This is a genomic window from Edaphobacter dinghuensis, assembly GCF_014640335.1.
Lineage (GTDB): Bacteria > Acidobacteriota > Terriglobia > Terriglobales > Acidobacteriaceae > Edaphobacter > Edaphobacter dinghuensis.
On the sequence record NZ_BMGT01000002.1, the window covers coordinates 187,400 to 201,672 of the forward strand.

12 protein-coding genes are annotated in these 14,273 nt (G+C 48.3%); 4 read left to right on the forward strand and 8 right to left on the reverse strand.

Translation table 11 applies throughout. The features are described 5' to 3' along the window. Window positions 1–11: 11 nt before the first annotated feature. Entirely contained in the window at window positions 12–680 is a 669-nt protein-coding gene (locus IEW09_RS06460; RefSeq protein ID WP_188553385.1) for a response regulator, read from the reverse strand. Then, entirely contained in the window at window positions 677–2,071 is a 1,395-nt protein-coding gene (locus IEW09_RS06465) for an ATP-binding protein (RefSeq protein ID WP_188553386.1), read from the reverse strand. Before IEW09_RS06465 ends, IEW09_RS06460 begins: the two co-directional genes overlap by 4 nt. 444 nt (window positions 2,072–2,515) lie before the next feature. Here IEW09_RS06465 and asnB point away from each other — a divergent pair, with 444 nt between their 5' ends. The 4 genes from asnB (at window position 2,516) to IEW09_RS06485 (ending at window position 10,107) form a co-directional block, all read left to right on the forward strand. Further along, entirely contained in the window at window positions 2,516–4,339 is a 1,824-nt protein-coding gene (asnB, locus tag IEW09_RS06470) for an asparagine synthase (glutamine-hydrolyzing) (RefSeq protein WP_188553387.1), read from the forward strand. A gap of 222 nt (window positions 4,340–4,561) precedes the next feature. Continuing rightward, on the forward strand, window positions 4,562–5,839 hold the full coding sequence (locus IEW09_RS06475) for a TolC family protein (RefSeq protein WP_188553388.1): 1,278 nt from the start codon (window positions 4,562–4,564) through the stop codon (window positions 5,837–5,839). Beyond that, window positions 5,839–6,969 carry an efflux RND transporter periplasmic adaptor subunit gene (locus tag IEW09_RS06480; RefSeq protein ID WP_229739148.1) on the forward strand — a complete coding sequence of 377 codons (1,131 nt, stop codon included), beginning with the start codon at window positions 5,839–5,841 and terminating at the stop codon, window positions 6,967–6,969. Before IEW09_RS06475 ends, IEW09_RS06480 begins: the two co-directional genes overlap by 1 nt. Further along, window positions 6,970–10,107 (forward strand): efflux RND transporter permease subunit, encoded by a 3,138-nt coding sequence (locus tag IEW09_RS06485; protein WP_188553389.1) that lies wholly within the window; start codon window positions 6,970–6,972, stop codon window positions 10,105–10,107. A 214-nt stretch (window positions 10,108–10,321) separates the two neighbouring features. Here IEW09_RS06485 and IEW09_RS06490 read toward each other — a convergent pair whose 3' ends face one another. The 6 genes from IEW09_RS06490 to IEW09_RS06515 all read right to left on the reverse strand — a co-directional run bounded on the left by IEW09_RS06490 (window position 10,322) and on the right by IEW09_RS06515 (window position 14,256). Then, window positions 10,322–11,332 carry an AraC family transcriptional regulator gene (locus IEW09_RS06490; protein WP_188553390.1) on the reverse strand — a complete coding sequence of 337 codons (1,011 nt, stop codon included), beginning with the start codon at window positions 11,330–11,332 and terminating at the stop codon, window positions 10,322–10,324. A 2-nt stretch (window positions 11,333–11,334) separates the two neighbouring features. Beyond that, on the reverse strand, window positions 11,335–12,393 hold the full coding sequence (locus tag IEW09_RS06495) for an NAD(P)-dependent alcohol dehydrogenase (protein WP_188553391.1): 1,059 nt from the start codon (window positions 12,391–12,393) through the stop codon (window positions 11,335–11,337). 189 nt (window positions 12,394–12,582) lie between these two features. After that, a complete protein-coding gene (locus tag IEW09_RS06500) occupies window positions 12,583–13,011 on the reverse strand; it encodes a DUF1801 domain-containing protein (RefSeq protein ID WP_188553392.1) in 429 nt (142 codons plus the stop codon). 80 nt (window positions 13,012–13,091) lie between these two features. Then, window positions 13,092–13,478, reverse strand: coding sequence for a DoxX family protein (locus IEW09_RS06505; protein ID WP_188553393.1), 387 nt, complete (start codon window positions 13,476–13,478; stop codon window positions 13,092–13,094). Then, on the reverse strand, window positions 13,475–13,921 hold the full coding sequence (locus IEW09_RS06510; RefSeq protein WP_188553394.1) for an SRPBCC family protein: 447 nt from the start codon (window positions 13,919–13,921) through the stop codon (window positions 13,475–13,477). Before IEW09_RS06510 ends, IEW09_RS06505 begins: the two co-directional genes overlap by 4 nt. Next, window positions 13,918–14,256, reverse strand: a complete 339-nt coding sequence (locus tag IEW09_RS06515; protein ID WP_188553395.1) for an ArsR/SmtB family transcription factor — start codon at window positions 14,254–14,256, stop codon at window positions 13,918–13,920. Before IEW09_RS06515 ends, IEW09_RS06510 begins: the two co-directional genes overlap by 4 nt. Between the last annotated feature and the right edge of the window lie 17 nt (window positions 14,257–14,273).

Sequence of the window (14,273 nt, forward strand, 5' to 3'; positions counted from 1 at the left end):
TATCTCAAAAGTTATTTGTTATCATTACCTAGCCAGTCGGTGGCGTGCTTCTCAATGGCAATCCTGACCAATTGACTGCGCGTCCTTACCCCGGCCTTGTGGAACAACTCCTGAATAACAGCCTTGACAGAACTCTCTGAAGCTTTTAGGTTCCATGCAATTTCCTTATTTGTCAGGCCATTGAGTATGCTCGAGAGAACATCTTGCTGACGCGAAGTGAGAGGACGTGTATTTCTAGTCTCTACTTCCTGATTCTTTACTTTTGCAACAAGAAGCGAGCTAACGATGCTGCTGTCGAACCACATCTCACCACGCGATATCTTTCGAATAGCCTCGACCAATTGAGTAGGGCTACTATGCTTGTAAATAATCCCAGCAATACCAGCATTGATTACGTCCAGAGTAATACGGTCACTCATCCCTGCCGTTACCATCAAGACTCTTGCTGAGCCTTTGCAAGCATGAAGCTGTTGCAATAGATCAACTCCCCGCTCTTCGCCAAGATCATAGTCCAGTAGAACAAGATCGATTGGGTTATGCTGCAAAACATCCATTGTCGCGGATATGGTGGCACAATGGGACACAACACGAAAGTCTGGTTCAGATTCGAGCAACCTGACAAGGCTTTCACGAAATAAGCCATGATCGTCGACAAGCAAAATGCAAGTTGGAATACTCATACGAAGCTCTTTGGTTGCTCTGCAATTGGCATTTCGACGATAAAACATGTGCCTCCGGAGAGTGGTTTATATCGTAGTTCTCCTCTGGAGGCACGCATAAAAGCTCGCGATAAAAATAAACCAAGACCTGTCACTTGCGCTCTTCGTTGAAATGGATGAAATAACTGATCGGGATGATCTACACCGCCCGCATTATCGCTAAACTCAATCAACACACACTGATTACTAACTTTAGCAGTGACAGACAGAATCTTTTCGCTTTTTCCGGCGAGAGCTCTAATACTGTTTGTGGTTAGATTTAGAAAAACCTGCATTAAATTCTGCTGGTCTGCCCACACAACGGGTAGTTCAGAAGGAATCTGCCATCGCCCTTCAATTCCTGCTTCCTTGAGCGCAGGTGTTACCACAATCCTCATGTCATCTAAGACGGAAGTCAGATCAGTCTCTGCTGTTTGGTCTGTATATTGCCGCAAATCTACACTTGCTATACGCTCCAATGTATTCAACAAACTTCCCAATGCTTCAAAGTCTTTATTTTGAGAGAGCAATCCGCTACGCTCGAGGTTTTGATGTACAACTGCGATGGCACCAGACACATTGCGAACTTCATGAGAGACTGCTGCTGCTGCGATCCGAGATCCTGCTAACATCTGGTGCAAACTTGTTTCTTCACGAGTACGGAGTTCCTCTGACGTGTCGAGAATCATGGCCGCAAGACGCGTCCCACTATTTGTTCGATAAGTAGAAAAGCAAATCTCTGCTAAAAATACCTCTCCGTCATCTCGTTGACCTCTCGATTGCATCACTGTGCGGAAGAGACGCGGCGTTGGTTCCTGTCTAGATACGTTAACCAAAGAAGGAAAGTAATGATGAATCAACTTTCCATGAAGAGTGTCGGGTTGCAATGCGAGCATTCTATAGGCTGCCTCATTCGCCATAAGGATGCAGCCAACTGAATCTGCGGTAATAATGGCAGCGGGGCTGCTTTCTATCAATGCCTTAAGTTGCTCTTCCGCATCACGACGCGCATCCCTCTCAATCTCGATTTCATGCAGATTTTCGATAGCTCTACGACGGCTTCGGTTGATTTCGCAAACGAAAAGACCTGTACAAAGAAATGCAAAAAAGTAAAGGATATCTCGAGTAATACCGTTCTTTAAATTCCAGATAAATGCATCAAATGCTTCGGTGAGAAATGTGCAAAGGGCCGCGACGATAGCAATCTGCCAAGGATCCAGCGCCCTCCCGACCACAAGCATAGGTAGCAAATAAAGAAAACCTAGTGGAAGTTCATTACTTGTACGCCAGTCAATGAGCGCAACAACGAGGATCAATATTGCAGCGCGAAAGATGACGATTTTTTTGTTGCCTTGAAATGAAGAGGAAGACATATTGCGCCCTTTGGAGCAGTGTAACCCTTTTCAAATCCTCATCCGGATCGATAGGCATATTAAGGTTATCGTCCATTAAATTACTAAAGTAATATAACTTGCCGTATCCTAAGTTTCATTTCCAACTTCAGATTGGCCAAAAGATAGCCTCCATCATCAGATGGGGCAGAGTATTATTTTGTGCTATAAGCCAATTAAAATTGCCGTTCAGCGTTCCGAATTTACTTATCACGTTCGGATCGTACGCCACACTCATGCACGATGGATCTACGTTATGTATGTCGTAATTGGAAATTTTCATTGCACAACTCTCGAGACCTTATTCCTCTTCTGCTTCTTATATTAGAGTCACCGTTCGTGCAGATATTAAAACTTGTTGCGAGAAATGACTAAGAGAAGTTCTGGATACAACTCTTACTTTCTCAGTCAAGGAGATTGTGAAATATGTGTGGCATTGCTGGAAAATTTTTATATACCCAGGGAAATTCGATCTCTCCAGAACTTTTACAAAAGATGTGCCAGGCATTAGCACACCGTGGACCAGATGGTGCAGGAACCTGGCTAACACGAAATGGCTGCGTCGGATTTGCTCATACACGGCTAGCAATTCTCGATTTGAGTGATAATGCAGCGCAACCAATGCATGACCAGACCGATCGCTACACCATCGTCTTTAACGGGGAGATTTATAACTTTGAGGCACTACGAAACGATCTGATTGACCGCGGGCGAAGAATAATATCGACAGGCGACACAGAAGTTCTACTGGGAATGTATGCCGAGTATGGCCTGTCGATGTTCGAGCGTCTGCGCGGTATGTATGCCTTTGCAATCTGGGATGCCCTAGAGGAAGAGCTCATATTGGCTCGTGATCCTTTGGGTATCAAGCCACTCTACTATGCTGACAATGGCAAGAGCATTTCTTTCTCATCACAAGTGAAAGGAATACTCGTTGATCCGCATGTCGACCGATCGATCGAAGCAGCTGGTCATGTAGGTTTTTTTGTATGGGGATCAGTTCCGGAGCCCTATACCCTCTATAAAGGTATTCGTGCCTTACCTGCCGGCAATTGGTTGCGTGTGCGATACGGTGGGCGTCCCGAAATTAAATCTTTTGCTCAACCCATCGCTACCATGGCAGAGTTTGATAGGAGCACCATTCCTTCAAATAGAGAAGAAATGCAAGAGAGATTGCATTCTTTGCTGAGGGAAAGCATTGTCGATCATTTGAAATCAGATGTCCCTGTTGCGATCTTCCAATCAGCAGGTCTGGATTCAAGTGTAATTACATCGTTAGCCTCTGAAATCCATTCCAATGAAGTTCACACGCTCACGCTGGGGTTTGATCAATTGCGCGGCACGACGATGGATGAGATACCTCTTGCGGCCCTGGTCGCAAAGGAATATGGCATCGGACATACATACCGCTACATAAATCGCGAGGCGTTTTTGGGCCGCCGCGAACACTTGTTTGCAAATATGGATCAACCCACAATCGATGGGATCAATATATACCTCATCAGCTTGTTGGCAAAAGAGTGTGGCTACAAAGTAGCGCTAAGCGGCCTTGGCGGAGATGAGCTTTTTGGTGGCTATCCAAGCTTTCAGCAGATACCCCGTACGGTACATGCATTAAAATTTCTTCCTCCAGTTAGTATGCTGGGACGTGCACTACGCAAGTTCAGTGCTAAAGCCTTGAGACGTTTCAGCTCGCCTAAATATGCAAGCTTACTGGAGTATGGTGGCAGCATTCCAGGAGCATATCTTCTCAGACGCAGTTTATTTATGCCATGGGAGTTGCCAGAGTTCATGGATGCAGATCTGGTTCGAGAAGGATGGCGTAAGCTCGCTTCTCTTGATCAGATGGAACGACTGCTTGAACCCATGGAGAAGATTCAGCCTCGTGCGCTTCAAGAGTTTCTGAAGATCTCTGCGCTGGAGACAAGCCTTTATATGCGCAGCCAACTATTGCGCGACGCTGATTGGGCAAGCATGGCGAATTCCGTAGAGGTCAGGGTACCCTTTGTAGACATTTCCTTAATCAAACAACTGGGGGCATTGCGTTTTAGTGAATATCCTCCGAATAAACTGGATATGGCAACATGCTTGCCCCGCGCTTTACCCCAATCGCTAATTCATCGCCCAAAGACAGGATTTCATGTGCCTGTTCGTGAGTGGATTAGCGAACAGGAGAACCAGCTCGGCGAGCGCGGTTTACGTGGATGGGCGAAATATGTGTATCGGCAATTTACTGAAAAGTCGATATAGACATAAAAGAAATTGTATCGCCGTCGATTTGGCCAAAAGATAGCCTAATGAGCCCCGATAGATAGGGTCATTGCGAACGTCTATGCAGCTAAGCTCTGACATAGAAGGTTTTCTGTTACTTGGTCACTCGATGTTATTCAATGGCTCTACAGACTTAAAGAGCCATGATTTTCATCTCATCCTTATGTCTTCTTTATAGCCTAAGCCTAAGCATATTACTGCATGAGTATCAGAAAATCATTTTTTACTATTGCTTCATCCTGTACCGTTGCTCTGATTGGGGTCATGCTTATCAGCGTACCGCTCCATGCCCAGACCGACCTAACCTGGGCGCAAGCCAAAGCTAGGTTTGAGACGGAAAATCCTACACTAAAAGCGGATACTATCAACGTTGAGGAAATGAAGGCCAACGAAGTCACCGCCAACCTCCGCCCAAATCCCAGCGTATCCCTCACAGCCGATCAACTTTATCCCTTTACCAAGGATCCATACTATAGGCCCTTTGCATCGGCCCTTGTGAGCGGTTCAATTAGTTATCTTCATGAACGTGACCATAAACGGGAACTCCGACTGGAAAGTGCACAAGAAGGCACTAAGATCTCAGACTCACAACATTCTGATTTAGAGCGCAACTTACTCTTTAATTTAAGATCCGCATTCATTCAGACGCTTCAGGCAAAAGCGGTACTGCAACTCGCTCATCAGGAACTGGATTACTACGATCACATTATTGATATCAGCCGTGACCGATTCAAGGCGGGAGACCTTGCCCAAGTGGATCTGGATCGAATTGAGCTGCAGCGCGTGCAATATCAGTCCGATCTCGAGGCGGCAGAGGTAAATCTACGAACATCAAAAATCCAACTGCTTCAGTTGCTCAACGATAAAACACCAGTGGAACAGTTCGATATTCAGGGATCGTTTGATTTTTCTGATTTACTGCAACCACTCAATGACTTTCATCAGACTGCACTTGATAATCGGCCCGACCTGAAGGCTGCACTCGAAGCAGTGCAGCAAGCAAACACAAACCACAAACTGGCAGTGGCGAATGGTTCGACTGATCCCACATTTTCAATTGATTCAGGAAGTAATCCGCCTCTTGATCCTTACATAGGTTTCAATGTGAGTATCCCATTGCGCATCTTTGACCGCAACCAGGGAGAAAAACAGCGAACACAACTGGAAATCGGACGAAGCCAAGAGAGTGTAACTGCAGCACAAGCACAGGTGTTTGCCGATGTTGACTCAGCTTATGCACAGTTGGGTGGCACTCTTAACCTATTGCGTCCCTATAAAACTCAATACCTGGAACAAGCCGTACGAGTCCGCGACACGATCACTTTTTCATATCAGCATGGTGGAGCTTCTTTGCTTGATTTTCTAAATGCGCAAAGCGACTACCGCAATGTCCAGTTGGCTTATCTGCAACTGGTTGGTTCCTATTTATCAGCCGCGAGTCAGTTGAATCTTGCTGTCGGCAAAGAGGTGATCCAATAATGCACAAGCTAATACTTACAGCTGTCGGCTGCATGATTTGTCTTATGCTGACCGCATGCGAGAAGAAGTCTGTTTCTGCAACTGGTGCACCTCCACCAACACAGGTAATTCACGTTTCAGACTCAAACGTAGTTGCTGTCGATCATCCGGAGCAATTTCCACTGGTGGCATCCGTTCCATACGAGGCTGCCTCTGATCTGAATGTGACAGGCACTGTTAATCCTGATGTCGACAAAATGCTTCCTGTCATATCGCTCGCCTCAGGCAGGGTCGTTGATATTCGCGTACGACTCGGAGATACGGTAAAGAAAGGACAGTTGCTCATGCGGGTGCAGAGCAACGACGTTGCTGGAGCATTCGATACATACCTCAAATCAGTCAATGATGAACGCCTGGCGGCTACACAGCTGAAGCGTGCAGAACTTCTTTATCAGCATGGCGCAATTCCGCAAAGTCAGCTTGAACAGGCACAAAATACAGAGCAGGATGCCGCGACCGACTTAAAAGCAGCAGAGCAGCAATTGCAGACGCTGGGCATTGATAAAAATCATCCGAGCAATATTGTTAATGTCTATGCACCGATATCCGGTGTTGTCGTTACGCAGAACGTGACAGACGCAGCAGCCGCAGGGGTCACCTATTCAGGCTCATCTACGGCTTTTACCATTGCCAATCTCTCCGATGTATGGGTGATCTGCAATGTTTATGAGAATGACATTCCTTCTATTCACCTGGGACAGAAGGCAGATATCCATTTCAATGCTTATCCCGATAAGGTTCTTACCGGAACGATCAGCAATATCAGCCCAATCCTTGATCCTAATCTTCGGACTGCTCAGGTACGTCTTCAGGTGCATAATCCTGGATTCATGAATATCGGAATGTTTGTTACAGCTAACTTCCATGGCAAGCACCTAGAGCAACGAGCTGCAATCCCGGCAGATGCGATCCTGCATCTCCACGATCGGGATTGGGTCTTTATTCCTGCGGGAGCCAATCATTTCCAACGCGTAGAAGTTACCGTAGGCAAGATGTTGCCAAAGGATCAACAGGAAATCGTCTCAGGCGTCAGCGTGGGTCAACAAGTCGTCAGCAATGCCCTTTCGCTGAATAGCACTGTGGAGCAGTAAATGATTCGTGCACTGGTTGATTTTGCGCTCAGGAACCGATGGATTGTGCTCGGCGGCGCCATTCTGCTGTTCTGCTGGGGTATTCTTTCGTTTCGCAACCTGCCTATTGAGGCGTATCCAGACGTTGCAAACAATTATGTGCAAGTTATTACCCAATGGCCTGGACGAGCTTCGGAAGAGGTAGAGCAGCAGGTCACGATTCCGATCGAAATAGCGATGGCGGGTATTCCGCACATGCAACATCTTCGCTCGGCGTCGCTAGCTGGCCTTTCCAGCATCACGATGGTCTTCGATGATGATTCAACGAATGACTGGAACCGCGAGCACGTGCTTGAGCGATTGTCGCAGGTTACTCTACCTGCTGGTCTGCAGCCGCAGATGGGAACTGACTATAGTCCTGTTGGCCAGATTTACTGGTATACGTTGGAAAGCAAAAATCCATCATATGACCTAATGGAATTGAAATCCCTTGAAGACTGGACTTTGGAGAAAGCATACAAGAATGTTCCAGGTGTCGTTGATGTTTCAAGCTTCGGCGGAACAACAAAGGAATATCAGGTACGACTCGACCCTGACAAGCTTATCTCCTATGGACTAAGCATTAGTCAGGTAGAGCAGCAACTAGCAAATAATAATGTGAATGCTGGAGGTAGCTTCATCGAAGAAGGAAGCCAGCAGATCAATGTACGCGCCGTTGGCCTCTTCACAAATATTCAAGACATTGCGAACACGGTCATAAAAACGCAGAACGGGACACCACTGCGAATTAAAGACATTGCGACCGTTACCCAAGGATCTAAGATTCGCCTGGGACAGATTGGAAAGGCCATTCGACGTGTAGATGGCAAAGTCGTCGATAACGATGACGTTGTAGAAGGTGTCGTTCTTCTACAGAAAGGAGACGATGCTGATCCGGTTCTCCAATCCATTCACAAGATGACAGACGAGTTGAACGATCATATTCTTCCCAAGGGAGTGAAGATTGTTCCATTTCTAGATCGATCTGATCTAGTGCATTACACAACACATACTGTATTGCACAACATGGCGCACGGCATCATTCTTGTAGCGATCATCCTGTTTTTATTTCTTGGCAATGCTCGCGGCGCTTTTATCGTTGCACTTACGATCCCTTTTTCTCTGCTGTTCGCTTCGATTTGTCTCGATTTGCGGCATATTCCGGCAAATCTCCTCTCTCTTGGCGCACTCGATTTTGGAATGGTAGTTGATGGCGCTGTGGTCATGATAGAAAACATCATCCGTCACCTCAGCCATAATGGAACGGATTACCGCAGTCCAAGAGACAAAATCCGAGATGCTGCACATGAAGTGCAACGCCCCGTCTTCTATGCGATTGCCATTATTATCACTGCCTATCTTCCAATTTTTACACTACAGGCCGTAGAAGGACGTCTCTTCAAACCCATGGCCTGGACAGTTGCCTTTGCTCTGCTTGGGGCGCTTACTTTTTCTATGCTCATAGCCCCAGTGCTGGCGGATTTTTTCTTTCAGCGCGGCGCTAAAGAGTGGGCCAACCCGGTAATGACGTGGCTTACCGTTAGGTATCGTCCGGCGGTAAAGTGGGCCATCAAACGCCGCATCTTCACAGTAGGAGTTGCAGTAGTCGCTCTCCTCATTGCTGCTTTCCTCGCCTTTGGTGGCGCAATCGGCTCCGAGTTTCTACCTCATCTTGATGAAGGAGCACTGTGGATTCGTGGAACGCTCGCTCCAAGTACTGGCCCAACCGAGGGTGTAGACCTGACCAATAGGGCTCGTATCATCATGGCTTCCTTTCCAGAAGTTACACAAGTGGTAAGCCAGGTTGGCCGTCCAGACGACGGCACCGACACAACCGGCTTCTTCAATACCGAATATTTTGTGGATCTAAAACAGAAAGAAGAATGGCGCCCGGTCTTTCACCAAAATAAAGATGCGTTGATTGCCGCGATGAATGAACAATTGGAGAAGATACCTGGAGTGATCTGGAACTTCTCGCAACCGATTTCTGACAACATGGAAGAGGCTGTCAGTGGAGTAAAGGGCGAGCTTGCAGTAAAAATTTACGGCGACGATTTGAAAACGCTAGAGGCAAAAGGCAATCAAGTAGTTGACGTCATGAGCCAGGTAAAGGGAGTGCAGGATCTTGGGCTCTTCCGCATTATTGGCCAACCCAACCTAAATTTCACCGTAAACCGCGATGCTGCGGCACGTTGGGGCATCAACGTTGCAGATGTCCAGGATGCAATCCAGACAGCGGTTGGAGGCGGCGCGCTCACTCAGGTATTGAAGGGCGATGCACGTTACGATGTCACATTGCGTTACCAGAAAGAATATCGAGACACGAGAGAAGCCATTGAAAATATCCGGTTACTTTCTCCATCAGGTGAACGTGTATCTCTTGCGCAACTTACAAATGCAGCTACCGATGACGGAGCAGAAGAAATTTACCGTGAGGGCGGTCAGCGCTATGTGGCAATCAAGTACAGTGTGCGCGGACGCGACCTGGGCAGCACAGTAGAAGAAGCTATTGCGCATGTAAACAGAGACGTAAAGCTGCCACCTGGATATCACTTCGATTGGGCGGGGGAGTATGAGAGCCAGAAGCGGGCCAACCGTCGATTTGCAGTAGTACTTCCCGTTACTGTGCTGATCATCTTCCTAATCCTCTATACGATGTTCAAGTCTTTCAAGTGGGCAATACTCATTATGGCCAATGTTGCTTTGGCCAGCATCGGCGGACTAGCAGCGCTTCTGGTCACACATACAAACTTCAGCGTTTCTTCCGATGTCGGATTGCTGGCTTTGTTTGGTGTATCAGTGCAAACAGGTGTAATTATGCTGGAATACATCAACCAGCTACGTGCGCGTGGTAATGCAACTGAGGAATCAGCCATAGAAGGGGCTGTTCTGCGCCTGCGTCCGATCATGATCACAATGCTTGTAGCAACGCTTGGTCTCTTGCCAGCTGCACTGTCACACGGGATTGGCTCAGACTCACAACGCCCATTTGCCATTGTGATTGTCGGAGGATTGGTAGCCAGTCTGGTGATGAGCGTATTCCTCTTGCCTACACTCTATGTCTGGATCGCTAACGAGAATGATGTCCTTCCTGCTGTAGAGACTGAATTCCAGAATTAGCTCTACTCCGCATTAGAGACACGTATTTGAATTTGAGCGATTGATGTCGAAGACTTGTTACCCTCGAAAAAAGCGATTCGGAAGTCGGCCTATACGGACGCTCTTCTGGTTTGGCTTTGCGCTAATCACGGCAGTTTTAGTATGGACTTTTGCGATGGTCTTTTTGCAGGCACTTAATCAGTTGAAAAAGTAGTATGTGTCATTTATATAATTGCTAATTAATGGTTAGTGCTCGCTGAGCTTCGCGCCAGAGGCCAGGCGGTACGCCTTCCCAACCTCGGAATGCACGAGTGAAGGAGTTTGCATCCTCATATCCGAGTAAATAAGCTGCCTCATTCAGTTCAAGGGCGGAGTTTCTAAGATAGTATCGCGCCATCTGATGACGTGCTTCGTCAAGGATTTGTTGGAAGCTTGAACCTAACTCCTGTAATCGGCGTTGCAGTGTACGTGAACTTATGTGCAGATCACTCGAAACGCCCTCAATCGTCGGACGATGGCCAGTAAGCTTCTGCTGAATTGTATTTCGCACAAGCTCGAGGAAACTATCTTCGTCGCTAGTGTATTGTTCGAGATCCTGCTCGAACTGTGGAGCAAGCATATCTAGCAATTCTATGTTCCGCGTTACGAATGGGAGTGCCGCATCACTCTCTCGGAACACCATAGCATTTCGAGGCTGCCCATCAATCACCGAACAACCAAAGTGCCGTTCTAAGAGCTTCAGATGAGAGCGTGGCTGTACAAATTCCACTCTCAGCGGTGAAATGCGTGTTCCACTACCATGACGCGCAATGGTAAGCACCCAGGCAAAACAGTGTTCAATGAGTGTCTGTGGCTCGGCCTCTACGGCTAACGTCCAGCTAAACTGAATGGTCCATTCCCCGCCCTCGGTCCTGTACAGAATCTCCTCCGGGGCAGATAGCTTCTTATAACGAGCCATATGCTGAACAGCTGCGCCGAAGTTTTCCGTCGATAAGGCGGCGATACCCATTGGATGAAACCGCTCGGTCTTTGTCTCGGTTCCTAACTTAAGACCGATGGCCGGATCGTTGCTTACTTGTCTGATAGCCTGCCAAAGCGCAAACATCTCCTCTGTTGAGACAAGAATGCGAGTTTGGTCAAAAAGATTCTGCGGCAGTCCAGCTCTACGCAGGACCGCCGAGACTTGAACTCCCTCTTCTTCCAATCTGGCGTGAAGACCAACCGCAACTCGAAAGTGCTTAACCATACTTACTCAGACTTAAGAGATACCATGTCGATGGAGAAGCGATATTTCACATCAGACTTCAGCAGTCTCTCGTAAGCTTCGTTGATTTGTTGAATAGCAATGACTTCCACGTCCGATGTAATGTTATGCTCGCCGCAAAAATTCAGCATCTCCTGAGTTTCAGGAAGACCGCCAATTGGTGACCCTGATACGCTACGACGTCCGAAGATGAGACCAAAAGAGCTTAGGCTCAACGGCTTCTCTGGCGCGCCAACCAAGGTCATATTGCCGTCGCGAGCTAGTAAGTTAATGTAGGCATTGATGTCATGATCGGCTGAGACAGCATCGAGAATAAAGTCGAAGCTACCCGCATGTTTCTGCATCTCATTGGCATCCCGGGAGAGAACAACCTCATCTGCGCCTAGACGCAGCGCATCATCAATCTTGCTAACTGATGTTGTAAAAACTACTGTGTGGGCACCCAGTGCACGAGCAAACTTGACACCCATGTGACCTAACCCGCCAAGGCCGACGATACCAACCTTCTTCCCTGCTGTGACGCCCCAGTGACGCATCGGAGAATAGGTCGTGATTCCTGCACAGAGAAGTGGCGCCGCAGCGGCAAGATTGAGATTGGATGGGATGCTAACAACGAAACGCTGGTTCACAACTATGCTGTCGGAATAACCGCCGTAGGTCACTCCGCCGATGTGCTTGTCCGGAAAACCGTAGGTGAGTGTCTGATTCGGACAAAACTGCTCCAAGCCAGCCTGGCATGAGGGGCAGGTACCATCAGAATCTACCAGGCAACCTACCCCGGCAAGATCGTCGACCTTAAACTTCGTAACGGCTGAGCCAACCTTCGTGATACGTCCAACGATCTCGTGACCGGGAACACAGGGATAGACAGTGGGAAGTACATCGCTCCACTCATTGCGGACATAGTGCAAATCTGAGTGACAGATTCCACAGAATAGAATTTCGATCTGAACGTCATTTTCGTTGGGATCGCGCCGGGCGATCACGGTAGGTGCAAGCGGGGATGTCGCACTGGAAGCGGAGTAGGCTTTAGCGTTGAACATTCCCATACATTAGTCGCTTGATAAATAGATTTCCATGCAAAAGACGCCATTGCATCTGCAAAACACGCCATTCTTTTATTAATAAATAAAACGCATAAAAGTAAAAAAGGATCGTCCGAATACTTTGCAGATACGATTGGCGATTCAAAACGCAATTCGCAACTCATGTAAACACAACCTGAGAGGAAGCTAGTCAATCCGTTTAGTACTTGCCTGCCGAAACTTAGGTTTACTCTTGCCTTCGAGATTAAGTGCTACGGCATCTCGAATGAGCTGTTTCAAGGCCACCTCATCGATCTTGTCGCTTTCGCGAATGTCGATGGCGCGTCTGACATTGCCTTCGAGGCTGGAGTTGAATAGACCTGAAGGATCCTCCAACGAAGCTCCTTTAGCAAACGTCATCTTGACGACACTTTTATATGTCTCTCCTGTGCAGATAATACCGCCATGAGAAAAGATGGGAGTTCCCATCCACTTCCACTCCTCGACGATCTCAGGATCGGCGGCATGTATGATTGCTCGTACCTTTGCGAGTGTCTTTCCGCGCCAATCGTTAAGTTCTTTGATCTTCGCATCGATGAGTACAGAAGCAGATTCTGCCGGAATAGTCTTCTTCATAGATAAACTCCAGTTCTCGCACCTAATTTAGCTGCGCTTTTTCGAAACCTGCAAACTTCGCAATGTCAGGCACTCCGTTTCTACAGCAGTGCCGGCGAGGCTTGCAGGCGTCGCCAGAAGAAATACGACATGCCCCAGAGAACCCCAGTCCCTGCAGCCCAACCCCATGCATTCACCCCATCGCCGACAGAGAGATGAGCGACCAGAGCCGAGACGAGCGTGATGGCGAAGCCCGCATAGGCCCATTCCTTGAGTCGCGCAGGAACCATGGGGACGAGCAGTACGGCTACGCCTGCCAATTTTACCCAGGAGAGTTCTATTCGGAAATAGGCAGGAAACCCGAGGTGGGCAAAGGCCGTAGCCACCTCAGGAAGACGCAACTGCGCATAGGCTGTAAAGCTCATTTGGAGCGCAAACAATACTGTAGAGATCCAGAAGCCGACGATCATTCCTCTGGGTTCCTTCATACTGCACCACCGTCGAGCACCCGCTCCAATCCGTCGAAGAATTTTTGCCAGCCGTACTTCGCACCCTGGTAATTTGCCTGTTGCTCGGGACCGAAGCCTGACTGCTCCATGCGTACGTGCGTGCCACCCTCCGCTGGAGTCAACGTCCAGAGGACCACCCATTGCAGGCCGCCGACACCTTCGCTTCCACCAACACCCCAGCTATACGACAGACGTTGCAACGGATCAATAACGAGTACCTCTCCGTCGACGATGCCATTCCAATTCGGCATAGGATCAGCCCGAAACTGGAACTTTCGCCCAACCACGGGCTCAAAGTCGTTGCTCATCATCCACTGCGCAAGAAGCGGACTCTCTGTAAGCGCACGCCACAGTTTCGTTGGTGGGTGTGGAAATACTCTCTCCATTACAAGCGTACGAGGACTCTCTGTTGAGTTGCTCATGGATCCATCCTTTCTAAAAGAGCTTCGAGACGGTCAAACCGATCGCGCCAGAAGGCACCGTAGAGATTAAGCCAATCCACCATGGGTGCCAGCGCATTGAGCTGCGCGCAATAGTGTGTTTCACGTCCCTCGCGGCGGTGTCGCACCAGCTTTGCCCGCTTCAACACGGTCAGGTGCTTGGAAACAGCAGGTTGCGATATGCCCGCATAGTGCGTTAGCGCGTGGACTGTTTGCTCGCCTTGCCGAGTCAGCTCCTCGAAGATGGCTCTACGCGTTGGATCGGCAAGAGCTCGAAACACATGATTGGTATTGGCCGGTTTCACTTTCAAAACCATAACCGCATGGTTATGGT